General features: G+C 63.5%; 23 protein-coding genes. 7 read left to right on the top strand and 16 right to left on the bottom strand.

The features are described from left to right. From trpC to A6B35_RS18895, 3 genes are all read left to right on the top strand, one after another. Nucleotides 1-849: an indole-3-glycerol phosphate synthase TrpC gene (gene trpC / locus A6B35_RS18905; protein ID WP_006205190.1), complete on the top strand. Its 849-nt coding sequence runs from the start codon at nucleotides 1-3 to the stop codon at nucleotides 847-849. Between the two features lie 66 nt (nucleotides 850-915). After that, nucleotides 916-1,410: a cyclic pyranopterin monophosphate synthase MoaC gene (moaC, locus tag A6B35_RS18900; RefSeq protein WP_040583704.1), complete on the top strand. Its 495-nt coding sequence runs from the start codon at nucleotides 916-918 to the stop codon at nucleotides 1,408-1,410. Next, nucleotides 1,411-2,616: a molybdopterin molybdotransferase MoeA gene (locus A6B35_RS18895; RefSeq protein WP_006205188.1), complete on the top strand. Its 1,206-nt coding sequence runs from the start codon at nucleotides 1,411-1,413 to the stop codon at nucleotides 2,614-2,616. A gap of 8 nt (nucleotides 2,617-2,624) precedes the next feature. Here the strand turns inward: A6B35_RS18895 and A6B35_RS18890 are convergent, their stop codons facing one another. Continuing rightward, nucleotides 2,625-3,455 carry an alpha/beta hydrolase gene (locus A6B35_RS18890; protein WP_006205187.1) on the bottom strand — a complete coding sequence of 277 codons (831 nt, stop codon included), beginning with the start codon at nucleotides 3,453-3,455 and terminating at the stop codon, nucleotides 2,625-2,627. Between the two features lie 29 nt (nucleotides 3,456-3,484). Then, a complete protein-coding gene (gene kynU, locus A6B35_RS18885; RefSeq protein WP_006205185.1) occupies nucleotides 3,485-4,732 on the bottom strand; it encodes a kynureninase in 1,248 nt (415 codons plus the stop codon). Between the two features lie 452 nt (nucleotides 4,733-5,184). Between kynU and lexA the strand changes: the two genes are divergently transcribed. Continuing rightward, a complete protein-coding gene (lexA, locus tag A6B35_RS18880; protein WP_006205184.1) occupies nucleotides 5,185-5,925 on the top strand; it encodes a transcriptional repressor LexA in 741 nt (246 codons plus the stop codon). Here the strand turns inward: lexA and A6B35_RS18875 are convergent. Further along, nucleotides 5,919-8,393: a ComEC/Rec2 family competence protein gene (locus tag A6B35_RS18875; protein WP_006205183.1), complete on the bottom strand. Its 2,475-nt coding sequence runs from the start codon at nucleotides 8,391-8,393 to the stop codon at nucleotides 5,919-5,921. The genes lexA and A6B35_RS18875 overlap by 7 nt on opposite strands. A gap of 101 nt (nucleotides 8,394-8,494) precedes the next feature. Between A6B35_RS18875 and gltX the strand changes: the two genes are divergently transcribed. Continuing rightward, nucleotides 8,495-9,919 carry a glutamate--tRNA ligase gene (gene gltX / locus A6B35_RS18870; RefSeq protein WP_006205182.1) on the top strand — a complete coding sequence of 475 codons (1,425 nt, stop codon included), beginning with the start codon at nucleotides 8,495-8,497 and terminating at the stop codon, nucleotides 9,917-9,919. A gap of 166 nt (nucleotides 9,920-10,085) precedes the next feature. Next, nucleotides 10,086-11,414, top strand: a complete 1,329-nt coding sequence (gene gltA, locus A6B35_RS18865) for a citrate synthase (RefSeq protein WP_006205181.1) — start codon at nucleotides 10,086-10,088, stop codon at nucleotides 11,412-11,414. A gap of 45 nt (nucleotides 11,415-11,459) precedes the next feature. Here gltA and lpxB read toward each other — a convergent pair whose 3' ends face one another. The 13 genes from lpxB to A6B35_RS18800 form a co-directional block, all read right to left on the bottom strand. Then, nucleotides 11,460-12,626: a lipid-A-disaccharide synthase gene (gene lpxB, locus A6B35_RS18860; protein WP_006205180.1), complete on the bottom strand. Its 1,167-nt coding sequence runs from the start codon at nucleotides 12,624-12,626 to the stop codon at nucleotides 11,460-11,462. Next, complete coding sequence (locus tag A6B35_RS18855; RefSeq protein WP_006205179.1) at nucleotides 12,616-13,518, bottom strand: LpxI family protein; 903 nt, start codon at nucleotides 13,516-13,518, stop codon at nucleotides 12,616-12,618. Before A6B35_RS18855 ends, lpxB begins: the two co-directional genes overlap by 11 nt. Beyond that, nucleotides 13,505-14,338, bottom strand: coding sequence for an acyl-ACP--UDP-N-acetylglucosamine O-acyltransferase (lpxA, locus tag A6B35_RS18850; RefSeq protein ID WP_040583702.1), 834 nt, complete (start codon nucleotides 14,336-14,338; stop codon nucleotides 13,505-13,507). The genes A6B35_RS18855 and lpxA overlap by 14 nt, the downstream gene beginning before the upstream one ends. A gap of 14 nt (nucleotides 14,339-14,352) precedes the next feature. Further along, a complete protein-coding gene (gene fabZ / locus A6B35_RS18845) occupies nucleotides 14,353-14,814 on the bottom strand; it encodes a 3-hydroxyacyl-ACP dehydratase FabZ (RefSeq protein WP_006205177.1) in 462 nt (153 codons plus the stop codon). Further along, nucleotides 14,807-15,862: a UDP-3-O-(3-hydroxymyristoyl)glucosamine N-acyltransferase gene (gene lpxD, locus A6B35_RS18840; protein WP_006205176.1), complete on the bottom strand. Its 1,056-nt coding sequence runs from the start codon at nucleotides 15,860-15,862 to the stop codon at nucleotides 14,807-14,809. The genes fabZ and lpxD overlap by 8 nt, the downstream gene beginning before the upstream one ends. Nucleotides 15,863-15,939: 77 nt before the next feature. After that, on the bottom strand, nucleotides 15,940-18,303 hold the full coding sequence (bamA, locus tag A6B35_RS18835; protein WP_006205175.1) for an outer membrane protein assembly factor BamA: 2,364 nt from the start codon (nucleotides 18,301-18,303) through the stop codon (nucleotides 15,940-15,942). 218 nt (nucleotides 18,304-18,521) lie between these two features. Further along, nucleotides 18,522-19,664, bottom strand: coding sequence for an RIP metalloprotease RseP (gene rseP / locus A6B35_RS18830; RefSeq protein ID WP_006205173.1), 1,143 nt, complete (start codon nucleotides 19,662-19,664; stop codon nucleotides 18,522-18,524). Nucleotides 19,665-19,768: 104 nt separating this feature from the next. After that, complete coding sequence (locus tag A6B35_RS18825; RefSeq protein ID WP_006205172.1) at nucleotides 19,769-20,584, bottom strand: phosphatidate cytidylyltransferase; 816 nt, start codon at nucleotides 20,582-20,584, stop codon at nucleotides 19,769-19,771. 11 nt (nucleotides 20,585-20,595) lie between these two features. Continuing rightward, a complete protein-coding gene (locus A6B35_RS18820) occupies nucleotides 20,596-21,315 on the bottom strand; it encodes an isoprenyl transferase (RefSeq protein ID WP_006205171.1) in 720 nt (239 codons plus the stop codon). 32 nt (nucleotides 21,316-21,347) lie between these two features. Next, a complete protein-coding gene (frr, locus tag A6B35_RS18815; RefSeq protein ID WP_006205169.1) occupies nucleotides 21,348-21,902 on the bottom strand; it encodes a ribosome recycling factor in 555 nt (184 codons plus the stop codon). Between the two features lie 93 nt (nucleotides 21,903-21,995). After that, a complete protein-coding gene (gene pyrH / locus A6B35_RS18810; protein ID WP_006205168.1) occupies nucleotides 21,996-22,718 on the bottom strand; it encodes a UMP kinase in 723 nt (240 codons plus the stop codon). Between the two features lie 158 nt (nucleotides 22,719-22,876). Continuing rightward, nucleotides 22,877-23,986 carry an aldo/keto reductase gene (locus A6B35_RS18805; protein ID WP_040583700.1) on the bottom strand — a complete coding sequence of 370 codons (1,110 nt, stop codon included), beginning with the start codon at nucleotides 23,984-23,986 and terminating at the stop codon, nucleotides 22,877-22,879. Between the two features lie 38 nt (nucleotides 23,987-24,024). Further along, nucleotides 24,025-24,552, bottom strand: a complete 528-nt coding sequence (locus tag A6B35_RS18800; protein WP_006205166.1) for a nuclear transport factor 2 family protein — start codon at nucleotides 24,550-24,552, stop codon at nucleotides 24,025-24,027. 114 nt (nucleotides 24,553-24,666) lie between these two features. On the opposite strand from A6B35_RS18800, the gene A6B35_RS18795 reads away from it, so the two are divergent. Then, the gene (locus A6B35_RS18795; RefSeq protein ID WP_006205165.1) at nucleotides 24,667-25,593 is read left to right on the top strand and encodes a LysR family transcriptional regulator; all 927 of its coding nucleotides are present in this window, start codon (nucleotides 24,667-24,669) and stop codon (nucleotides 25,591-25,593) included. Nucleotides 25,594-25,603: the final 10 nt, after the last annotated feature.

Here is a 25,603-nt window from a genome sequence, read left to right as displayed (position 1 = left end):
TTGTCCGATATCCTGCGCAAGATCGAAGCCTATAAACGCGACGAGATCGCCGCGGCGAAGTTGCGAGTCCCGCTTGCCGAGATCGAGGCGCGGGCGAAGGATGCAGACGCGCCGCGCGGTTTTCTCGCGGCGCTTGAAGCAAAGCGCAAAGCGGATGGCTTTGGGCTGATCGCCGAAATCAAGAAGGCGAGCCCGTCCAAGGGCCTGATCCGCGCCGATTTCGACCCACCAGCACTGGCCAAAGCCTATGCGAAGGGCGGCGCTGCCTGCCTTTCCGTGCTGACCGATGCTCCCTCTTTCCAAGGCGCACCCGAATTCCTCAGCGCGGCGCGTAGCGCCGTCGCCTTGCCCGCGCTGCGCAAGGATTTCCTGTTCGATCCCTATCAGGTGTTCGAAGCGCGCGCCTGGGGCGCCGACGCCATCCTGATCATCATGGCCAGTGTCGATGACGCGATCGCGAGCGAACTCGAAGCCACGGCACTCGCGCTCGGTATGGACGCGCTGGTCGAGGTGCATGACGAGGCCGAGATGGAGCGCGCGCTGAAATTGTCGTCGCGGCTGATCGGCATCAACAACCGCGACCTCAGGACATTCGAGACCAGCCTGACTGTTTCGGAGCGGCTGGCGGCGATGGTGCCGGCAGACCGGCTGCTGGTCAGCGAGAGCGGTATCTTCACGCATGAGGACTGCCGCAGGCTGGAAACAAGCGGCATAGGCACCTTCCTCGTCGGCGAGAGTCTGATGCGCCAGCAGGACGTGGCGGCTGCCACGCGCCTGCTTCTGACGGGCAAGGCGCCGGATGCATCGGCCCGAAAATCGGAATCGATTTTCGGAGAGCACGATGCATAGATTCAAAATGATAGAGCGTACTTTGTGCGTCCGAATGGACGCACGTCGCTCTATGGCCATCTGACGATGGCGGCCGCCCTCACCCATCTCGGCGCCAAGGGCGAGGCCAACATGGTCGATGTCGGCGATAAGGCCGAGACGACACGCACGGCAATCGCAGAAGGCTTTGTCGCTATGCTCCCCGAAACGCTGGCGATGATCCTGGCCGGGGATGCCAAGAAGGGTGACGTGCTGGGCACGGCACGCATCGCCGGCATCATGGCCGCCAAGAAGACGCATGAGCTGATCCCGCTCTGCCATCCGCTGCTGCTGACCAAGGTCTCGGTCGACATCGAGCCGAACCATTCGCTGCCGGGCCTGAAAGTCACGGCGCTGGCCCGCGTCACTGGCAAGACCGGCGTCGAGATGGAGGCACTGACAGCGGCCTCGGTCGCGTGCCTGACCATCTACGACATGGCCAAGGCGGTCGACCGCGGCATGGTGATCTCCGGCATCAGGCTGGTCGAAAAGACCGGCGGCAAATCCGGCGATTACAGATCCGACCAAAAGGCAGGCGCCTAGATGGCGCTGGTTCCGGTCGCCGAGGCGCTCGAGCGCCTGCTGGATGGCGCTGCGCCGACAGGCAGCGAAAGCGTAGCGCTCATCGATGCCGCCGGCCGTGTGCTCGCCGAACCCGTCGTGGCGCTGCGCACCCAGCCGCCGTTCAACGCCTCCGCCATGGACGGCTATGCCGTTCGGGCCGCCGATATCGCCTCAGTGCCGGCGCAGCTTTCGGTGATCGGCATGGCGCCGGCAGGGCGTGGCTTTGGCGGTGCAGTCCACAATGGTCAGGCGGTGCGTATCTTCACCGGCGCGCCATTGCCCGAAGGCGCCGACACCATCGTCATCCAGGAGAATGTCAGGGATATCGGTGGTGGCGCCATCGAGGTGACGGAACCGACAGCCGAAGGACGCAACATCCGCCGCCTCGGTCTCGATTTCACCAGGGGCGACGTGCTGCTCGAAAAGGGCCGCCTGCTCGATCCGGCGGCACTCTCCCTGGCGGCCTCTGCCAACCATCCAGAAGTGACCGTGGTCAAAAGGCCGCTTGTCGCCATCATCGCCACCGGCGACGAACTCCTGCCGCCGGGCAGCGCGCTCGGTCCCGACCAGATCATCTCGTCCAATGCCTATGGTGTCGCGGCCGCCGCGCAGTCTGTAGGGGCGCGCGCGCTCGACCTCGGCATTGCCGCCGATCGCAAGGAGGCAATTGCCGCGCTGGTGAAGCAGGCGGTCGAGCAAGGCGCCGATGTCATCGTCACGCTCGGCGGCGCCTCGGTCGGCGACCACGATCTGATCCATGACGTGCTGACCGGCGAGGGCATGACGCTCGACTTCTGGAAGATCGCCATGCGCCCGGGCAAGCCGCTGATGTTCGGCCGGCTCGGGGAGATAAGCTGCATCGGCCTGCCCGGCAATCCGGTGGCCAGCCTCGTCTGCTCGCAACTGTTCCTAAAGCCGTTGCTGGCGCGGCTCGGCGGCCGTGACTTCCGGCAGGACATACGCGCGGCCCGCCTCGGGACCGCGATGCCGGCCAACGATCTCAGGCAGGACTATGTGCGTGCTGTGGTTCTGGAAGAGGCCGGCGCGCTGGTGGCGACGCCGTTCGGCATCCAGGATTCCTCGATGTTGAGAATGCTCGCCGACGCCAACGGGCTGATCGTGCGCGAGCCGTTCGCCCCTGCCGCAGCAGCAGGCGCCGCCTGCAGCGTGCTGATGCTGCGCTGAACCCGTTCCTATTGCGCGATCAGCGTCCGGGTCAACGGATGCTCCAGGTCGGCAAGACCGTCGATGATGCTGAAATGGTGCCGGTCCGGTTCAACCACCGAGCTGGTCGCAGCGCCGAGGCCGGTCCAGATATTGGCCAGCAGCGCGCTCTGACGCACGAACTCGGCGCGCTCGCCACCGCCGACCCAGCAGGTCAGACGCGCATTGCCCATCGGGCGCAAAAGGGCTGGGCTTTCGGTCAGCGCTTCGGCCTCGTCGATCGCCAGCGTCTCGTTCATGGCGGCGCGCATGAGCGGGCGCAGGTCGTGCACACCAGAGATCGACACGACATGGCGTATGCGCCCAGTCACTTCGGGCGACAGAGGCGTGGTTGCGCTCGCCATCCGACTGGCGAGATGGCCGCCGGCGGAATGTCCGATCAGCATCAGCGGCCCGTCGACCAGCGCCGCCGCCTTGCCGATCGCCGCGCCAACCTCCCTGACGATGCCGGCGATGCGTATCTCGGGACATAGCGTGTAGGAGGGCATCGCCACCGCATAACCGTGGCCGATCGGCCCAGCGGCAAGATGCGACCAGAAACTCTTGTCGAACGCTTTCCAATAGCCGCCGTGCACGAACACAACGAGCCCGTTGGGTGAGGTGCCCGGCAGGAAAAGATCGAGCCGGTTGCGCGGTCTGTCGCCGTAGACGATGTCGAGCCGCGCCCTACCCTCGGCCGAAAGAGCGTCGCGAAAGGCCCGCGCGGGCTCGACCCAGGCGGCCGGCCAGCGATCGCCGCCAGCGATGTTGGCGCCGTTTGTATAAGCGTTGTCCCAGTCGGAAATACGATGTTCGAGCACCTCTGCCCTCCCCCTGCTCTCCTTGCCGCTCAGGTGACGGCCTCCTTGACGGCGAAACGTGCGTCCTTCCAGGCGCCGCTGCGCAGGATGTCTGCCAGAACTTCTACAGCGTGCCACACATCGGCGTAGCCGACATAGAGCGGGGTGAAGCCAAAGCGTATGGTCGACGGCGCCCGGAAATCGCCGATAACGCCACGTTCGATCAGCGCCCGCATGATCTGATAGCCATGCTCGTGCATGAATGAGATCTGGCTGCCGCGCCTGGCGCTGTTACGGTTGCTTTCGAGCGTGAGACCGTAGATACCGCATTTCGCCTCGACGAGTTCGATGAACAGATCGGCCAGGGCGATGCTCTTCGTCCTCACGGCCGCCATGTCGACATCTTTCCAGATGTCGAGCGCGCCCTTCAGCGTGCGCATCGACAGCACCGGCTGCGTGCCGCACAGAAACCGGCGGATGCCGGTGCCGGCCGCATAGGCTTGCTCGAAGGCGAAGGGCCGCGCATGGCTCCACCATCCGCTGAGCGGCTGCTGGACATCGGCATGATGGCGCTCCGCTGCGTAGATGAAGGCGGGAGAACCGGGGCCGCCGTTCAGATATTTGTAAGTGCAGCCGACCGCGAAGTCGGCATTGGCCTTATCCAGTTCGACCGGCATGGCGCCAGCGGTGTGGCAGAGGTCCCAGACGATCAGCGCCCCCGCGTCATGGGCGATGCGCGTCAGCGCGGTCATGTCTCGCAGTTCGCCTGACTTGTAGTTGACGTGGTTGACCAACACGACGGCGACATTCTCGTCGATCAACTCCTCGATCGTCGGCGCGTCGACGCCAGCGAGGCGCAGAACAGTGTTCTTTCGGGTCGAGGCCACGCCTTCAGCCATGTAGAGGTCGGTCGGGAAGCTGTCGCCCTCGGCGACGATGACGGGCCGATCCGGCCGCATGGCCATTGCCGCGTGCAGAACCTTGTAGATGTTGATCGAGGTGGTGTCGCAGACCACCGTTTGGCCGGACGCTGCGCCGATCAGGCGCCCCAGCTGGTCGCCGAGTTCGAGCGGCATGTCGAACCAGCCGGCCGTGTTCCATGCCCGGATGAGGTTGTACGCCCATTCTTCGCTGGCCGCCTTGCGCAGCTCGTCGAAGGCGGCATGCGAGGCAGCGCCCAGCGAATTGCCGTCGAGATAGATCACCCCTTCGGGCAGGACAAAGCGGTCGCGCAGGGAGCGCAGCGGATCCGCGGCGTCCATCGCCTCGATGGTCGCAAGATCAGGAATTCCGGTCATGATATGTCTGCTCCCCTCCGCAGGACACCGCACGCAATGACGACACAGGCCGATCGGTACTTTCTCTCATCACTCGCCATCGCACTGCAAGAACCTGCCTCGATGACTTGTCGGCCCAACGACACCCTCGACCCTTGCTCAAAGTTGGCATTTTGAGTTCGTTTCGTTCACGGTGCATCGAGCGGGCTGGATGGTCGAACACGGCCCGATCCGGGAATGTCTGCGCCAAATGATTGCCGGTACTGAAGCCTTGCAAGTCGGGCTGAGGCCATAAATGAAAACAAAATCAAGGCGATGAAGCCGAACTTTGAGGGAGTTGCGAATTCCCTGTCGACCGCAGCATCGTTTCGGGCGCCTTAACCCATTCATTAAACTTTAAACGGTTGCGGAACACAAATGGAACAGATAGTGTTTGTTCTGGGTTTGTTTTTCCGATTCCGTTGGGGGCCGCGATGCTGACACGCAAACAACATGAACTGCTGATGTTCATCCATGAGCGGCTGAAGGAAAGTGGTATTCCACCATCCTTCGACGAGATGAAGGAGGCGCTCGACCTTGCCTCGAAGTCGGGCATCCACCGGCTGATCACGGCGCTGGAGGAGCGCGGGTTCATTCGCCGGCTACCCAACCGGGCGCGCGCGCTCGAAGTGCTGCGCCTGCCCGACTCGATCGCCCCCGGCCTCAATGCGGCGAAAAAGTTCTCGCCGAGCGTCATTCAGGGCAGTCTTGGGCAGGGCGGCCTCGGACGGCAGATCAAGCCGATGGCATCGTCGCGCACGCCCCAGGCGGGCAATGACGACGATGCGGTGGCGGCCGTTTCCATTCCGGTGATGGGCCGGATCGCGGCCGGTGTGCCGATCGACGCCATCCAGCATCAGACGCACTCGATCTCGGTGCCGCCGGACATGATTATGGGCGGCGAGCATTACGCGCTGGAGGTCAAGGGCGATTCGATGATCGAGGCCGGGATTTTCGACGGCGATACGGTCATCATCCGCAACGCCGATACGGCGAGCCCGGGCGAGATCGTCGTGGCGCTGGTCGACGAGGAGGAAGCGACGCTCAAGCGCTTCCGCCGCAAGGGCGCGTCGATCGCGCTGGAAGCCGCAAACCCGGCCTATGAAACCCGCATCTTCGGGCCCGACCGGGTCAAGGTGCAGGGCAAGTTGGTTGGCTTGATCCGGCGTTACTGAGGCGGCGGTGATTGTTTGCTGGCCTGCCTTTCGGGTGTCTTGTAAGGCGGCAGGCCCCTCGCTTCGCGCGAAAATCTGCGTTGCTCGTGCCAGGGCCGGTACGGCTGCTCGATAGCGAAGTCTATCTCTGCCGGCGCGATTGCCGATTGCTGATCGAAGAAGACGGCGGCGCTGCCCAAGCGGGCAAGCTGCCGTTTCTTGACGACAAGGACAAGCGGATTGCGGCAAGGGTCGTAGGCGGTGGCGTCGTTGACGATGATCAGGGTCGCGAAAGCACACGCTCGCCAAGCGTCCTTGCGGTCTTCTGCATACGCGACGATGGCGCCGGACGGATGCCGTGCGAGGCACAGACCGGCGCTGCAGTAGAAGGGCGAGCCCGGCGGCAGGTCGGCCGGATCCATGTCGAACCGCGCGTCTCCCTTCTCGAAAGGCTCGGGTTCGACAATGGTTTCGGACTTCACGGCGCGCTTCCAGTTGTCGGTGGTGAACTCGTTCGATCGCACCCGGTTGATGGCGAGTTCGCTGCCGCCGATCGGCATTGCCACCAGATGCGCATCCTCCGAAATCAGGACGTCCGGCGTGCGGGTGTTGGAGACAGTCAGCAGCCCGGCGAGCGCGAACGGAACCGCTGCCAGTCTGAGCCATGTCGTCGCCATGGTGGCGATGACCAGCGCGATGGTCACCAGCAGCACCGACTGAATGGAGATCAAACCGACGGCATCGACCGGTGAGCGCTCCGAAATCCATTCCGAGATCGCGATCATCGCCGTCAGCCCTTTGCCCATCAGATAGAGGGAGGGCCAATCGAGCCCGAAAGGCATCAGCAGCGCGCTGATTACGGCCAACAGCATGACTCCCGAGACAATCGGCATGACGGCCAAATTGGCAAACAGGCTGAGCGGCGACACGCGCTGAAAATGCCAGATGGCGAAGAGCGCTGTGGCACCGCCAGCGATGATCGAGGTCATGGCGAGACCGCCCATCCCGAGCAGGAATTTTCGCGTGACGAAGGCGAGCGGCGATCGCCTTGGCGGCGGCGATGTCGCCCTGCCGGCGCGGTAGTCCGACCAGCCGGCATAAGCGCCGACAAGGGCCGCTGTCGCCGCAAACGACATCTGGAAGCTCGGGCCAACCACTTCGTGCGGCGACACCAGGATGACGGCGATGGCCGAGATCGCCAGGTTACGCATGGTCAGTGCCGCGCGGTCGAACAGCACGGCGACCAGCATCACCGCCAGCATGATGAAGCTGCGTTCGGCGGCGACGACGATGCCGGAAAAGACGAGGTAGGCGGCGATGGAAAAGAGCGCTGCGGCGGCCGCATATTTCTTCACCGGCCGGCGCGAAGCGAAATCGGGAAACAGGGCGAAGGCGCCGCGCAGCAGCCCCATGATGGTGCCGGCGACAAGCGCCATGTGCAGGCCGGAAATCGAGATGATGTGGTAGATGCCGGTGCGCCGCATCGCTTCGTTGATCTCATCCGGGATGCCGGCGCGTACGCCGACCATCAGTGCCGCGGCAATCTCACCTTCGGCGCCGCCAATCTGACCGCGAATGTGGTCTGCGATGTTCTCCCGGGCGTTCTCGATCGCGGACACCAGGCGCGTCCTGGATGGCGCGTCTTCGCCGGCGCCAGATTTGGAGGCAACAGTCTTCGGATTGCCGAGGAAAAAGCCGCTGGCGCCGATGCCGGAGAAATAGCTGTCGAAGGAGAAGTCGTAACTGTCCGGCCGCACCGGTCCGGTCGGCGGGAGCAGCCGAGCATAGCCGGTGATCAGGGAACCGGCCGTCATCTCCGGAGGAACTTTCCGCGCCGAAAGCCTGACCCGCTCCGGCGCGTAGCGCAGCTTGGGGCGGGCGGTCGAGATCACGTCGATGGTCAGCCTGACGCGGCCGTTTTCCATCTCCTCCAGACTGGCGAGCCGCCCGGTCAGCCGCGTCTGGATCTCGGAGCCGAGCATTTGCGTTCCGGCGCGCCAGGTTTCGATCTTGGCGGCGAGCAGGCCGAGTGCGCAGAGTAGCGCCGCCATGAAGCACAAATGCGTCCTCTGCCATGACCGCGAGGCAACAGCGCAGGCCGCCGTCAAGGCGACCACGGCGACGGGCCTGTAGAAATCGGGTTCCGTCGCCAGCGAGAAATAGAAGATCACCCCGCATGCCAGAAACGCCGGCACCAGCAGGAAGCCCATGCCGCGGTCAAGCTCTGTGCCGGCAGCCGCGGCGAGGCTTCGGCGGACTGCGGGACCAGAAAGGCGGCGTAGCGATGCGTGGATCCGCCTGACCGGTGCTTTCGTGGGGATAGGCGCCGGTACGCGATTGCCGGGCTGCAAAAGCTCAATGCCGGATTGCGGCGCCGGCGACAGAACCAGCACGGGCTCGGCGTACGGAACATCGGCAAACAGGCCCCGCTCGCTGACGTTGCTCGTCGCACCCTCGCCCTCCTCCGCACCCCGGCCTCGTCCAGCCATCGGGTCTGCCCCTTGCGCCCCAGACCTCCTATGCTACATGAACGCGCAACGCGCGAAAGTCCGCGCAACCACATCCGCTTTCTGCGCTTTCCGAGAGTTCCATGTCCGACAAGGTCGTCACCCGCTTTGCCCCCTCGCCGACAGGCTATTTGCACATTGGCGGCGCGCGTACGGCGCTGTTCAACTGGCTCTATGCAAAGCACACCGCCGGCACGATGCTGCTGCGCATCGAGGATACGGACCGCGAACGCTCCACCGACGCCGCCACAGCCGCCATCCTCGATGGGCTGTCCTGGCTTGGCCTCAGCTGGGACGGCGAGCCGGTGTCGCAGTTCGAGCGCGCGCCGCGCCATCGCGAGGTGGCTGAGGAGCTGGTGCGCATGGGCAAGGCCTATTACTGCTACGCGACGCCGGCCGAGCTGGAGGCGATGCGCGAGGCCGCACGTGCCAAGGGCCTGCCGCCCCGCTATGACGGCCGCTGGCGCGACCGCGATCCGTCGGAGGCACCTGCAGGCGTCAAGGGCGCGATCCGCATCAAGGCGCCGACCGAGGGCGAGACTGCGGTGCACGACCGCGTGCAGGGTGAGGTGCGCTTCCCCAACAAGGATCTCGACGATTTCATCATCCTGCGCTCGGACGGCAACCCGACCTACATGCATGCCGTCGTCGTCGACGATCACGACATGGGCGTCACCCACATCATCCGTGGCGACGACCATCTGACCAACGCCGCCCGCCAGACGGTGATCTACAACGCCATGGGCTGGGAGGTGCCGTCGATGTCGCACATTCCGCTGATCCATGGCGCCGACGGCGCCAAGCTGTCGAAGCGACATGGCGCGCTCGGCGTCGAGGCCTATCGCGCCATGGGCTATCTGCCCGAGGCGCTGCTCAACTATCTGGCACGGCTCGGCTGGAGCCATGGTGACGACGAGGTGATGTCGATCAAGGACATGATCGCCTGGTTCGACATCGGCGACGTCAACAAGGGTGCTGCCCGCTTCGATTTCGCCAAACTCGAGGCGCTGAACGGCGTGCATATGCGGCGCATGGACGATGCCGAGCTGTTCTGCATCTTCGTCGCCACGCTGCCCTATCTTGAGGGCGGCCCGGCAATCGCGGCGCGCCTCGACGACGACAAGAAGGCACAGCTGCTCGCTGCTTTGCCCGGCTTGAAGGAACGGGCGAAGACTTTGGTCGAGCTCGTCGATGGGGCCGGTTTCCTGTTCGCCGAGCGGCCGCTGCCGGTCGACGACAAGGCGGCTTCATTGCTCGGCGGCGACGCGCGCGCGATCCTGGCTGGCGCTCACAGTGTTTTGAAGGCGGTTTCCGGCGAGTGGACTGCCGCTGCGGCGGAGGCGGCGATCCGCGAGTTCGCGCTGGCCGAAGGCCACAAGCTCGGCGCCGTGGCCCAACCGCTCAGGGCCGCCCTCACCGGCAAAAGCACCTCGCCGGGCGTGTTCGACGTGCTTGCGGTGCTCGGCCGGGACGAAAGCCTGGCGCGCATCGCGGATCAAATCGATTAGGAAAACTGGCCCAAGAAGATTGGCATTGAAAGGCGCGTTTCGCAGTGCAACATTAGGCCTTGGCCCAATCTGGCACGCACCTCCTAAAATGCGGTGGCGAGTACGCGCATTCCGGTGATTTGCAGGATTTGCCCTTGCCGGCATGAGGAATGAAAAGGAGTTTGCAATGACCGAAGCTGCGACAAAACTGGAATTTGGCGGCAAACCGCACGAGTCGACCGCAAAGCTCGAGCTCGCCGGCAAGACGCATGAATTCAAGGTGCGAAGCGGTTCAGTCGGGCCGGATGTCATCGATATCGGTTCGCTCTACAACACGACCGGGGCCTTCACCTACGATCCCGGTTTCACCTCGACGGCAAGCTGCGAGTCGGGGATCACGTTCATCGACGGCGACGCCGGCATCCTCCTGCATCGCGGCTATCCGATCGACCAGCTGGCCGAGCATGGCGACTTCCTCGAAGTCTGCTATCTCCTGCTCTACGGCGAGCTGCCGACCAAGGCGCAGAAGGACGATTTCGACTACCGGGTGACGCGCCACACGATGGTGCACGAGCAGATGTCGCGCTTCTTCACCGGCTTCCGCCGCGACGCGCACCCGATGGCGGTGATGTGCGGCGTGGTCGGTGCGCTGTCGGCCTTCTACCATGACTCTACCGACATCTCGGACCCGTACCAGCGCATGGTCGCCTCGATGCGGCTGATCGCCAAGATGCCGACCATCGCGGCGATGGCCTACAAATACCATATCGGCCAGCCCTTCATTTACCCGAAGAACGAGCTGAACTTCGCCGCCAATTTCCTGCATATGTGCTTTGCGGTGCCGTGCGAGGAATACAAGATCAATCCGGTGCTGGCGCGCGCCATGGAGCGCATCTTCATCCTGCATGCCGACCATGAGCAGAACGCCTCGACCTCGACGGTGCGGCTTGCCGGCTCGTCGGGCGCCAACCCGTTTGCCTGCATCGCCGCCGGCATCGCCTGCCTGTGGGGCCCGGCGCATGGCGGCGCCAACGAGGCGGCACTCAACATGCTGGGCGAGATCGGCCATGTCGACCACATCCCAGAATTCATCGCCCGCGCCAAGGACAAGAACGATCCGTTCCGGCTGATGGGTTTCGGCCACCGCGTCTACAAGAACTACGATCCGCGCGCCAAGATTATGCAGAAGACCGCGCATGAGGTGCTGGGCGAGCTCGGCATCAAGGACGATCCGCTGCTCGACATCGCCATGGAACTGGAAAAGATCGCCCTGACGGACGCCTATTTCATCGAGAAGAAGCTTTACCCGAATGTCGACTTCTATTCCGGCATCACGCTGAAGGCGCTGGGCTTCCCCACCACCATGTTCACCGTGCTGTTCGCGGTCGCCCGCACCGTCGGCTGGATCGCGCAGTGGAAAGAGATGATCGAGGATCCGCACCAGAAGATCGGCCGCCCACGCCAGCTCTACACCGGTGCGCCGGAGCGCGACTACGTGCCGATTGCGAAGCGCTGATCGGTCCTGAACCAGAACGCGAAAAAGCGCCCGCAAGGGCGCTTTTTATTTGATGTGTCGGAGAACGACCTCTGCCGCGATATCGCCGGAGGGCCGGTTCGTGGTCATACGCCTCGCGATCTCGGCGAAGCCGTCCTTCTGCCAGGCGCGCATGCCGGTGTCGGCGAACAATGCTTGCAGTTGCCGGGCGAGGTTTTCCGGCAAGACATACTGGTCGTAGAACTCCGGCACGAGCGCGCGGTCGGAAATCAGATTAGGCAGCAGCGCCGACCAGACGGAAATCAGATGCGGCATGACGAGCCGCGCCACGGGATCGAGCTTGTAGCAGGACACCATCGGGACACCTGACAGCGCAAGTTCGAGCGATACCGTTCCCGAGGCGATCAGCGCCGCGTCGGCCTTGCCGAATGCCTGCCATTTGCGCTCGGGCTCGAGGATGATTTCCGGCTTTTCGTCCCAGCTTGCGACCGAAGTCCTGACCAGGTCGGCAACATGCGGCACGGTGGGCAACAGAAGGCGCAGGCGATGACCGCGCTGGTGCAACACCGACACCGTCTTGCCGAACGCGTCGATCAGGCGCCGCACTTCGCCACGGCGGGAGCCGGGCAGCACGAGCAGTGTCTTCACGCGATCTTCCGAGAGGTCGCGCGCCTGGCCTTGCGCCCTGGCTGCGGCAAGCACGCCCGGATCCTGCGTCAGGCGGTGGCCGACATAAGTGCCGGGCGGGCCGCCGAGACGGGCAAGCGCCTTCACCTCGAACGGCAGGATGCACAGGATGTGGTCGACATAGGGCTTCATCGCCACCGCCCTGCCCGGCCGCCACGCCCAGACGCTCGGGCAGACATAGTGGACGATCGGGATCGACGGATCGGCGGCGCGGACCTTGCGGGCCACACGCAGCGAAAAATCCGGGCTGTCGATGGTGATGAGGCAGTCGGGTTTCTCGGCAGCGATCGCGCCTGCAGTCTGGCCGATGCGCCTGATCAGGCGCGGCAGGTCGCGCAGGATGGCACTGAACCCCATCAGCGCGATTTCGCTGCCGTCGAACAGGGATTTCAACCCGAGCCCCTGCAGATGGCGGCCGCCTATGCCGACAAGCCTGATTTCGCGGCCGGTCGTCCGCTTGAGTGCGGCAACGATGTCGGCGCCAAGCAGATCGCCGGATTCCTCGCCGGCGACGATGGCGATCTTGAGCGGCTTGTCAGTGACCATTGGCCGGCTCCGCCGCTGCCAGACCGACGACAAACAGACCAAGCGCGTTGGCGCGCGCGATGGTGGCTGGGCCTTCCAGAATGAGCGAACGGCCGGCTTCGATGGCGATGCCGGCAAGTCCCGCTTCATGCGCTGCCTCGACCGTCAGCGGACCGATGGAAGGCAGATCGGCGCGCAACTCCTGACCGGGCTTGGCGCATTTGACCAGCACGCCGCGCGTCTTGCCGGCGAGCCGGCCATGGTCGCGCAGTTGCCTTGTCCGCTCGAGTAGCCCGTTGGTGCCCTCGATGCCTTCCAGTGCAATCACCCGGCCGCCGATCGCGACTGCGGCTTGGCCAATGTCGAGCGCACCGATGGCCTTTGCCGCTGCATGGGCAGCATCGATGTCGCGCCAGTCGGATTTTCGCGGCTCCGCCCTGGTCAACGATCCTTCGGCCGCGGCCAATTCAGGCACGATCTCATGGGCGCCGACGATCTTGATCCCCCGCGCTTCCAGAGCGCGTGCCACGACCTTCAACAAGCCGTCGTCACCGCGGGCCAGCGCCATGACGACCACGGGAAGCACGGCGATCAGACTGAGGCTCGGACGCAGGCCGGCCAGCCTTGGCCGACGCCTGATCTCGCCCGCAAGCACCAGATGGGTAATCCGGCGCCGTTTCAGCAATGGTACGAGCGAGCCGATATCTTCCAGGGCAAGTGTCTCTTGCTCGTAACCGGCGAGATCCGGCTTACGGTCGACTTCGCCTTCCATCAGTATGATGAAGGGCGGATAGCCTCGCCCGGCCAGGCCGGCCGCCACCTCGACCGGCAGGCTGCCGCCGCCGGCAACGATGCCGACCCTGGCGCCCGGCGGAAGATCAAGTCTCGTTCCGGCGGTCTCAGCCTTCGTCATCGGCGTCGTCGCCGTCGCCACCTTTGAGCGACGGGACGGCATAGTGCCGCTTGCCGCGACTGGTGATGAAATCGATGATCTTCATGGCCGTCGGCGACGAGGCGAATTCGGCCTTGGCGAGTTCCACGTTCTCGGCGACGGTGCGGGAGCGGTCGAAAATCATCCTGTAGGCCTTGCGAAGCAGGTAGATTTCGGCGCGCGGCAAGCCTGAGCGTTTAAGGCCGATGATGTTCAGGCCACGCAGGCTGGCGCGATTGCCGACGGCAAGGGCATAGGGGATGACATCACCAACAAAAGCCGAGCATCCGCCGAGGAAGGCGTTGTCGCCGACGCGCACGAATTGATGAACGGCGCTGAGGCCGCCGATATAGACGTTGTCGCCGATCTCGCAATGGCCGCCCAGCGTCGCCCCGTTGGCGAAGGTGGCGTTCTTGCCGACTACGCAGTCATGAGCGATGTGGGCATAGGCAAGGAAATTGCCGTTGTCGCCGACCGTCGTTTCGCCACGGCTGGAATCGGTGCCGACATGCATGGTGACACCTTCGCGGATGGTGCAATTCTCGCCGATGACCAGCGTGGTGCGGCCACCCTTGTGCTTGGTGTTCTGCGGCGGCGCGCCCAGTATCGCCATCGGGTAGACCTTGGTCGCGGCACCGATGGTGGTCGCGCCCATCACAGAGACATGGCTGACAAGCTCGACGCGGTCGCCGATCACCGCGTCGGCGCCAATATGGCAGAAAGGCCCTACACGAACGCCTTCGCCGATTTGAGCGCCTTCTTCGACGACCGAGGAAGGATGGATTGAAGTCTGGATTTTCATGAGCATTTCGATTGTCAAACGCTGGTGACCATCATCGCCGAGATCTCGGCTTCAGCGGCCTTTGTGCCGTCCACCAGAGCTTCACAGGCGAATTTGAGCAGGTTGCCGCGTTTCTTGATTTTCTTGACGTGGATCCGCAACTGGTCGCCCGGGACGACCGGTTTGCGGAATTTGGCGTTGTCGATGGTCAGGAAATAGACCAGCGACGGTTTCTCGGTGGCGAGGCTGCGGATGCAGATGGCGCCAGCGGTCTGCGCCATGGCCTCGACGATCAGCACCCCCGGCATCACCGGTTGGTCCGGGAAATGACCCTGGAAATGCGGCTCGTTTATGGTCACGTTCTTGATGCCGACGGCGGACTCGTCGCCGTCGATATCGACGATGCGGTCGATCATAAGGAACGGATAGCGATGCGGCAGGAGCTTCATCAGTCCCAATATGTCGACCGCCTCGAGCGTCGCCACCATGTCAGCCATTCCCGTCGCCCTGTTTGCGTGTCCTGGCGAGCTTGCGCAGCATGGCGATCTCGCGCATGGCCTCCGCCATCGGCTGCGCCGGGTAGCCTCCCCAGATCTCGCCTGCCGGGACGTTGCTCATGAATCCACTTCTCGCCGCAAGCTTGGCCCCTGTCCCTATGGTCAAATGATCGGCAAGCCCAACGCCGCCGCCCATGGTGACGTTGTCGCCCACCACGACGGAACCGGAAATACCCGAAAGACCGGCAATAATGCAATTGCGGCCGATGCGGACGTTATGGGCGATCTGAACCAGATTGTCGATCTTGGTGCCCTGGCCGATGATGGTGTCGGACATGGCGCCGCGATCGACCGTGGTGTTCGAGCCGATCTCGACATCGTCCTGGATGATGACGCGGCCGATCTGCGGCACGCGCTCCGGGCCCTTGGCGCCGCCTACGAAACCGAAGCCATCCTGACCGATCCTGGCGCCGCCATGGATGATGACACGGTTGCCGATCAGCGCATACTGAACGCTGGTGCCCGGGCCGATATAGCCGTCGCGGCCGATCTGGCAGGAGTGGCCGATGACCGCATGCGGGGCGATGACGGTACCACCGCCGACGGATACACGGGGGCCGATGACCGCGCCGGCCTCGATGATGGCGCCGGTCTCGACATGCGCCGATGGATCGATGTGGGCATGTGGCGAAATACCGGTTTCGCCGGTCATCGGTCCCGGGGTCGCAGCCTGCGGAAACAGGAGACGCCCGACCAGCGCAAAAGCCTGCTGCGGGCGCGGGTGAATCAGAACGGCGATGCCCGCAGGAGCCTTGCCTGCGAATTCGGCCGGACAAAGAACAGCCGCGGCCTTCAAAGATTGCATCAGGGCGAAATTGCGCTTGCCGTCGACGAAGACAAGCGCGTCCTGACCGCCTTCATTGGCCGGCGCCAATGCCTCGATCGAAATAAGGGACTGGCCGGAATCGACAAGCTGCGCGCCGGTCAGATTCGCGACTTCGCCAGCCGTATACCGGCGTGAGGGCGCGAAGAACACCGGATCGGTCATTCCAGAAGCAATATCCAGCTAGGTCGGATCACTCTCTTCCGGACCGCAACCGGCCCGGAAGCAACGTCACCCGCGGATCAGAAACGGGTGGCTATGCCGAAGTTGAATTCCTGAACGTCGTCGCTCGCTTCCTTCTTGACCGGCATCGCGTAGTCGATGCGGATCGGACCAAAGGGGGAGGCCCACATCAGGCCGATACCGACCGAGGCGCGCAACTGCATCTCGGTCGAAACCTGAGCGACGGAATCGATCTTGCTGCCATATAGAGTTGCGGCGTCAGCGAAGACAGCGCCGCGAAGGCCGAAGCTTTCCGGGATAACCGGAAGCGGGAACTGTGCTTCGGCCGAAGCATTGAAATAGGTAGTGCCACCGAGGTGGTCTCCCGTTGCGGCATCCGCCGGACCAATGCCGCCATATTCAAAGCCGCGGATCATACGATCAGAGCTTTGGAATTGATCGAAGATGCGCAAGCCATTGTCACCATAGCCTGCGATATAGCCGGCGCCACCCGAAACAAGACCGACGAGGTCAAGCTGCTCGGACAAGGTTTGGTACACGCTAGCACGCCCGGTCACCTTGACCCACTTGGCGTCGCCGCCTAGGCCAGCGACCTCTGTGACGCCATTGACGTATATTCCCTCATGCGGGTTCTTCATGTCGTCGATGGTGTTGTAGACCAACCCCAGGCTCACCGAAGACTTAATCCACGGACTTTCCTGGATGCCATCAAGGATTGCCGTTGAAACGGTACAAGTACCGTCGGGCACGCCATCCCCATTGGTATCGCAACCATCGTCCAGCTCATATTTTTCCCGAGAGATGTTGTAAGCCAGCTGGGTCGAGATGTCGTCGGTGATCGGCAGACCGAAACGGACGGTCGCGCCCGTGGTGTCGCTGTCATAATTGTCGTAGTTGCGCGTCTGCTGATAGATATCGAAGCCGGCAGCGATACGGCGCCCGAGGAAATAGGGCTCGGTGAAGGAGAGGCTGTAGTCGCGCGAATTCTTGCCGCCACCTGCCGAAAGCTTGATGAACTGGCCGCGGCCGAGGAAGTTGCGCTCGGTGATCGAACCCTCGACGGACGGGCCTGACGTCTCGCCGCCGGTCGAGTAGCCGGCGCCGACCGAGAACTCGCCGGTCGACTTCTCGACCACGTCGACCACCAGCACAACCTGGTCAGGCTGCGAGCCGGGCACCGTCGAAATCTCGACTTTCTCAAAATAATCCAGCGCTTCCAGGCGCTTCTTCGCGCGCTGGATCAGAACCTGGTTGAAGGCGTCGCCTTCACTGACGTCGAATTCGCGACGAATGACATAGTCGCGCGTCCGATCGTTGCCGCGGATCTCGATACGCTCGATATAGGCCTTGGTGCCCTGATCGATCGTGTAGACGACCGAAATGGTGTGGTTCTCGAAATTGCGGTCGCCACGCGGCGTCACCTGGGCGAAGGCATAGCCGGAACCGGCGACCTTCTCGGTCAGCGCGATGATCGTATCCTCGACATCCTTGGCGTTGTAGACGTCGCCCTTGTGGGTCTGGACCACTGATTCCAGCGACTTGCTGTCGACTTCGGGGATCGTGCTCTCGACGCTGACATCGCCGAACGTGTAGCGGTCGCCTTCCTGCACGGTGATGGTGACCGTGTACTTGTTGGTGGTGTCGTCGAGCTCGCCGACCGCGGAGACGACCTGGAAGTCGGCATAGCCGTGATTGTAGTAGAAGCGGCGCAGCAGTTCCTGATCGGCGCGCAGCTTGTCCTCGTCATAGACGTCGTCGCGCAGCACGAACGAGAGCCAGGACGAGCGCTTCGTGGCGATGACGTCCGAAAGCCGCCGGCTCGAATACGCGCTGTTGCCGACGAAATTGATCGAGGCGATTTGCGTGCGGCCGCCTTCATTGATGTTGAAGACCACGTTCACGCGGTTGTCGCCGAGATTCATGATCTGCGTGGTCACTGCGGCATCGTCGCGGCCGATCCGGCGATAGGCAGCCTTCACCGCCTCGACATCGGAATCAAGCGTGGCCTGCGAGAACGTTCCGCGCGGCTTCAACTGGACCGCGACCGCAAGGGCGTTGTCCTTGAGCTTCTTGTTGCCCTGGAACAGGACCTGGTTCACGACCTGATATTCGGAAACCTTGACGACCAGGGAGGAGCCGACCTGATTGATCTGTACGTCCGAGAACAGTCCGGTGCCGAACAGCGCCTTGACCGCATCGTCGATGTCGGAGCTGGAAAAGGCCTTGCCTGGCTTGATCTGGATGTAATTGCGGATGGTGTCGGCGTCGACACGCTGATTGCCCGAAACCTCGATTCTCGAGACAACGGCCGCCTGGGCAGCTGATGTGGCAACGAACTGCACTGCGAGCGCGCCTGGCACAACCAGAGCGGCGGACAAGGCCACCGCGGACGCGGCGCTCAGAAACTTGGATGCTGCCTTCATCGGGCTTTTGTACCTTTTCTCGAAGTCCCCACGGCGAGAAAACCGGACGTGCGGTAAATTTCCCATACCGTATTAACCGGATTTTCCCTACACGCAAGGCTTCTGGTTAATTTGTATTTACTTAACCCTGATGCGTGGCTTTCGCGTCACGCATATCCCCGTGCATGGTAAACGGCGTCTCAACATTGGCGGTGCCGAAGTCAAATTTCTTCATGATTTCAGCACCCAAACAGATCATTCCAGAACACGAACCCCATAAAGCCCAGAACCAGAATCAGTCCGACCCGATAGGCCATCTCCATCATCCATTCCGATACCGGCCGTCGGATGACAGCCTCCACGCCGTAGAACAAGAGATGGCCGCCGTCGAGGGGGGGAATCGGCAGAAGGTTCAGAATTCCTATCCCGACTGACAGGAATGCCACAAGCTGAACCAGCCACTCGAAGCCAAGTTTTGCCGCCTGGCCGGACATTTTGGCGATCTTGATCGGGCCGCCCAGCTGGCATTTGTCCTCGCGGCCGGCAACGAAGCGTTGCAGGAACTGGCCGGTGCGCTGAATGACGTGGCCGGTCTCTTCGACGGCCGCTCCCACTGCGCCGACAGGGCTGTATGTGATCAGCCGCGGCTGGCCGAGTTCGGTGTTGTTGGCGACGCCGATCACGGCCACCTTGACCTTGTTGCCCAGCGCGTCCTCCTGCTCCATCAGCTCCGGCGTGGCGGTGACGGTCACCTCCTTGCCGTCGCGCAGCATGGTGAAGGTGATGGCGTCGCCGGCACGTCCGGACACCAGGCGCTGGACGTCGGCGAAGGTCTCGATCTTGCTACCATCGACGCTGACGAATCGGTCGCCGGGCTCGATGCCGGCCCTGGCCGCCGGACTGTCGGCTCTGACTTCGGCCACTGTCGGCTCGAGCACGGACCGGCCATAGACCGAAAACAGCACCGCAAAGACGGCAATCGTCAGCAGGAAATTGAACAGCGGCCCGGCCACCACCGTCGCCGCGCGTTTCCAGATCGGCTGGGTATGAAAAGCGACCTCGCGTTCGGCATCGCTCAGCGTTTCCATGTCCTCGGCGCTGGGCTGGCTCGAAGTGGCATTCATGTCGCCAACGAATTTGACATAGCCGCCCAGCGGTATGGCGCTGAGTTTCCAGCGCGTGCCATGGCTGTCGTTGAAGCCGAAGAGTTCGGGTCCGAAGCCGATCGAAAAGGCTTTCACGCCGATTCCGCACCAGCGACCGATCAGGTAATGGCCCATTTCATGAACGAAGACGACCACGGTCAGCACGAACAGGAAAGGCACCAGCGTGCCGAGGACAAAGCCTTCCGTGCTGAAGACCGCGTGAAATATCTCGTTCAAGTCATGCCCTCAAATTCGCCCGCGGCGCAGGTCGCGCCGTGACTGTGACATCAATCCGGGCGAATCCGTGGCGTAGCCCGTTCTTCGCCATGCAGTCGTGTCATTCAAGCCGGAAACAGCCCCTGTGCCGGATGGTCGGCGCTCGCCGAAATCCAGCCGATGACGTACAGGGCGAAAGCCGCCGCGACAAGCCCATCGACCCTGTCCATGACACCGCCATGGCCTGGGATCAGCGTACCGGAATCCTTGGCACCGTGGCGGCGCTTGACCCAGGATTCGAAAAGATCGCCGGCCTGGGAGATGACCGACAGTGCCAATGCAACAACGCTTAGCATACCGAGATTGCCGGCACCTGCCGCGGCCGCCAGAAGCAAGCCGGCGATCACGCCGCCGATGGCGCCGCCGAGTGCTCCGCTCTGCGTCTTGCCCGGCGAAATCGACGGCGCCAGTTTCGGCCCACCGATGGCGCGGCCAACGAAGTAGGCAAAGATGTCGGTTGCCCAGACCACCGCGAACAGGAACAGGATCGCGACCAGGCCGGAACGGTCGCCATCGCGCAGCAGTGCCAGCGACAGGCCGGAAAGCGCCGCGTAGGCAATGCCGGCCGCATCCCATTGCGCTGCTCCGCGCATTTGCGCGCTGAGCGCCGCGGCCACAACCAGTGCGGCGACAAGGGCAAGCAGCCAGGACGCCGGCAGGCCGGCAATCAGGGCACCGACGAAAACCAGAAGCAGCGCTTCAGGCAGAAAGCCGAGGCGTGAGCCGGCGGATGGCCGCGCCATGCGTGTCCATTCATAGAAAATGGCCGCCGCGATGGCAGCACAGAGCAAACGGAAGGGCAATCCGCCGAACCAGGTCAGGCCAAGGGTGATGACTGCCAGCACCAAGGCCGAGATGACCCGCAGCTGGAGGTTGCTCATTTGAGCGCCGGTCACGAAGCCACGTCTTGGGCGGCAAGGCCGCCAAAACGGCGTTCGCGGCTGGCAAAATCGCGCAAAGCGTCGGCCAGGTGCTCGCGGCTGAAGTCCGGCCAGTAGCACGGCAGGAAGACCAGTTCGCTATAGGCCGCCTGCCACAGAAGGAAATTCGACAGCCTGAGTTCGCCGCTGGTGCGGATGACCAGCTCCGGATCGGGGATGCCTTCGGTGTCGAGGGAACCGGCAAACATGTCGGCGGTGATCGCCTCGCTGTCGATTTCGCCGCGCGCGGCGGCGGCGGCGAGCTTGCGCGCCGCGCGCACGATCTCGTCGCGTCCGCCGTAGTTGAAGGCGATGACCAGGGTCAGCGCTTCATTGCCCGCGGTCAGCGATTCGGCTTCCTGGAGCAGACCCCTGATATCGGGCTGCAGCCCTGCCCTGTCGCCGACGATTCGCACCCGCACGCCGTTCTGGTGCAGTTCGGCAAGGTCGCGGCGGATGAACAGCTTCAAAAGGCCCATCAGGTCGCTGACTTCGGATTTCGGCCGCGACCAGTTTTCCGACGAGAAGGCGTAGACGGTCAGAAACGAAATGCCGAGACCGGGAGCGGCGCGCACCGTCTTGCGCAGCGCCTCGACACCGGCGCGATGGCCGGCAAGTCGCGGCATGCCGCGCGCCTTGGCCCAGCGTCCGTTTCCGTCCATGATGATCGCGACATGCGCGGGCGTTGCCATTGTCTCGCTTTCGAGCCGGTGCAGGACCGACCCTAAACCTGCATGATTTCAGCTTCCTTATCGGAAAGCAGGTGGTCGATGGTGCTGATCATCTCGTCGGTCAGCTTCTGCACCTGATCGGAGCGCTTGCGATGATCGTCCTCGCTGATGTCGCCATCCTTTTCGGCCTTCTTCAAGAAATCCATCCCATCGCGACGGACATGGCGCACGGCGACACGGGCGTTCTCGGCATAGCCATGCGAGATCTTGACCAGCTCCTTGCGGCGCTGCTCGTTGAGCTCAGGCAGCGGTATCCTCAGATTGGTGCCGTCGACGATCGGATTGAAGCCGAGATTGGATTCGCGGATGGCGCGATCGACAGCGCCGACCATGGCCTTGTCCCAGACAGAAACCGAAATCATGCGCGGCTCCGGCACGGACACGTTCGCCACCTGGTTGATCGGCATGGCGGTGCCATAGGCCTGGACCTGGATGGCGTCTAGCAGGTTGCTGGAGGCGCGGCCGGTGCGCAACGAAGCGAGATCATGCCGGAATGCTGCAATCGCCCCATCCATGCGCCGCTTGAGGTCGTCGAACTCACCACTCATCTTTATCTCCTCGACCCGTTAGCCGGGTTCACTGCTTGTGTTCGAGCCTTGTTTCGAAAAAACCGGTGCCCAGGTTTTCGAAACAGCTCCGGATCAATCGTCCGCAACGACTGTACAACGGCCGCCGCCCCTCAGAATATCGCCAAAACCACCCTTCTCGTGGATCGAATAGACGATTATCGGAATGTTGTTTTCCCGCGCAAGTGCAATCGCGGCCGTATCCATGATGGAAAGGCCTTTGTTGATGACTTCGGCATGGCTGATGCGCTCGAAGCGCGTCGCGTTCGGGTCTTTCTTGGGATCGGCCGAGTAGACGCCGTCGACCTGGGTGCCCTTGAACAGCGCGTCCGCGCCGATTTCGGCGGCCCGAAGGGCAGCGGCCGAATCGGTGGTGAAGAACGGGTTGCCGGTGCCGCCGGCAAAGATCACGACCTTGCCCTGGTTCATGTAGGCGGTCGCCTGGCGTTGCGAGAAGCTCTCGCAGAGCTCAGGCATGGCGATGGCCGACAGAACCACCGCGTCGACGCCGATCTTGTTCAGCGAGGTGCGCAGCGCCAGCGAATTGATGACGGTGGCGAGCATGCCCATGTGGTCGCCGGTGACGCGGTCGCCGCCTTTCGATGCAACCGCGACGCCGCGAAAGATGTTGCCGCCGCCGATGACAACGCCCACTTCGATGCCCAGAGCACGGGCTTCCGCGATGTCGGCGGCGATGCGGTCGACAACCGAGACGTCGATGCCAAAATGCTGTTCGCCCATCAGCGCTTCGCCCGACGCTTTCAGCAAGACACGTCGGTAGAGGGGCTTCGCCGTCATCTGGTCCTCGTCATTTTGCGTGTGATGCGCCTGGGGGGCAGGCCGCGCAGGCACCGCGCTCCTAACACCGGCGCGACGCCGAGTTCCGATACACGAAGGGCGCCGCGATGTCACGCGGCGCCCTTTGGCAATTTCCCGGCTGTTTTGGTCGCGGTCGGTCAGCTGCCGGTGACGCTGACGGCCTCACCTTCGATAAGCACCTGTGGCGCATAGCCGGCAGGCTTGTCGCCGGTCGCGGCACCGCCGGTAACCCGGGCCTGTATCTCGGAACCGAAATACGAGTAGGGAAATGGTGCCGGCGATCTGCTGACCGAATCCAGCCTCTGGCGAAGGTCGGCGGGGATCGAAAAGTCCAACGCCCCGAGATTGTCCTGCAACTGGTCGAGCTTCGTAGCCCCGAGAATGACGGAGGCGATGCCCGGCTGCGGCGCCACCCAGTTGATCGCGACCTGGGGCATGCTGTGGCCGAGTTCTGCGGCGACCTTTTCGAGCTCGGCCACGATCTTCCAGTTGCGCTCCGTGAATTTCTGGAACCCTGGATGGGTGGTGTTGCGGAAACCATCGAGCCGCCCGGCATTTCCAGCCTGCGCGGGACGGTATTTGCCGCTTAGCAGGCCGCTGGCCAGCGGACTCCAGACCATGATGCCGGCGCCGTGACGCGTGCCGAAGGGTACGAATTCGTTCTCGATGGTGCGCTCGGCGAGCGAGTATTCGAGCTGCAGGGCCGAAACCGGCTCGTAGCCGCGCAATTCGGCGATCGCTTGCGCCCGGCCCGCATACCAGGCCGGCACGTCGGAAAGGCCGATATGACGCACCTTGCCGGCGCGCACGAGGTCGTCCAGCGTGCGCATGACCTCTTCGGCCGGCGTCAGCCTGTCCCAGACATGCAGGAGATAGAGGTCGATATAGTCGGTGCCTAGCCGTTTGAGCGACGCTTCCACCGCGCGCATGATGTTCTTGCGCCCGTTGCCACCGGCGTTCGGATTGCCGGGCTGCGTGTTCATGGTGAACTTGGTGGCGATCACTGCCTTGTCGCGCAGTCCGCGCTCCGCCACGAACTCGCCCAGCCAGGTCTCGCTGGTGCCGCCGGTGTAAAGGTCGGCGGTATCGAAGAAATTGCCGCCTGCCTCGACATAGGCGTCGAACATGGCGCGGGCAGTCTCCCTGTCCGCCCCCCACCCCCATTCGGTTCCGAAGGTCATGGTGCCCAAGGCCAGCCGGCTTACCCGAAGGCCGCTGTTTCCAAGATTGTAGTAGGTCATCGTCATGGAGTCGTTCCGATAGAGATCAAGGTTGATGCCGCCGCTCAGTGGCCAGGGGTGGCTTTGACCCACGGGTTGCCGCGCTCATGCGTCATGCGGAATGTGAAGCCATCCACTTTCCAGCCGGAATCCGAACGGGTCAGGTGGTGTTCGTAAGTGCCCCAGACTTCCCAGAGCGGGTCGCCATTGCCCTCCATCCGGTTCCAGGCGTAGCCGTTTGACGAAACCGTGGCGCCGTTGCCATCGATGACAACCTGGTGGTTGGTGCGCAGGTGCAGGCTTGTCTTGCTGCCCTTCAGGTTCGCCGCCCAGACGCCGATCAGATTGTCCGAGGCGATGTTGGCCGCGGGCTGCCCGGAAAGGCTGCTGAAATCGGCGGTGACCTGCTCCGCGAAATAGCTGCGCGCAAGCTTCCAGTCCTGCGCGTCGACGGCGCGGTCGATAGCATCTGCGATGCGGATGACGGCGCGCTCATCGGCGAACGCACGCCACTCGGATGACTCGGCCCCGCCGGCATCTACCGGCGCCAGCGCAATGCCTGCTGCGAAGGTGACGTTTCTCAACGCATTCATGTCTCTTCTCCCTTGTGCATCAGCCCGCCGCCGATGTGTTAGGGCAATATGGGCCGGTATGCTGGCATCGAGAAGATTGCATTGTTCGCAAGGACTATGTCATATTGTTCATGAATGGACCGGGACCTGCTCAGCCATCTGCCTGTCGTGGTCGCCGTTGCACGGCGCGGCGGCTTCGCGCTCGCCGCGGCCGAACTCGGCATGAGCCCCTCGGCGGTCAGCCATGCGGTGCGTCTTGTCGAGGAGCGGATCGGTCAACCGCTGTTTGCGCGCACCACCCGCAGCGTTTCGCTGACGGAGGCCGGCAAGGCGCTGGTCGAGACGGCGGCCCCTGCCCTCCAGGACATCGCCGAGCGGATGGATCGTATCCGCGGCATCAAGGGGCGCCCGGCAGGCCGGCTCAGGATCAACGCCTCCAACATCGCGATCCCCCTGGCGGTGACGCCTGTGGTCGCCAGAATGGCGGAGCGCTATCCGGACGTGACGGTCGAAATAGTCGCCGACCAGGGGCTCGTCGATATCGTTGGAGAAGGGTTCGACGCCGGCATCAGGCTCGGCGAGATGATCGCGCAGGACATGGTCACGGTCCGGCTTACGCAGCCGTTCAGCGCCCTCATGGTTGCCACTCCCACCTATATCGGGCGGCATGGTCGTCCGCGCGATGTGGCCGATCTGGCGAACCACAATTGCATTGGCTACCGGCTTGTCCGCAGCGGCGCGCTCTATCGCTGGGATCTGGCGGAGGACGGCAAGGACGTTTCCGTGGAAACGCGCGGCACTGCAATCGTCACGGATTCGCTTGCCGCGATCGATCTCGCGCTGGCCGGAGTGGGGATCGCCTATGTCTTCGAGCCGCTGGTGCGAGACCACATCGCCACCGGTCGCCTCGTGCAGATCCTGCCGCAATCGGCGATCGAGGAACCCGGCCTGTTCCTCTATTTTCCGCGCCGTGCGTCGATGGCGCCGAAGCTCAGGGCCTTCATCGACACCGCACAAGAAATCGGCCGGGCATCCTCGCGGACGCCCGGCCGTGCTGCCTGAGCAGAGAAAC

The sequence above is a fragment of the Mesorhizobium amorphae CCNWGS0123 genome, from assembly GCF_001686985.1.
Taxonomy (GTDB): domain Bacteria; phylum Pseudomonadota; class Alphaproteobacteria; order Rhizobiales; family Rhizobiaceae; genus Mesorhizobium; species Mesorhizobium amorphae.
This window is presented reverse-complemented; position numbering and strand designations above follow the sequence as displayed.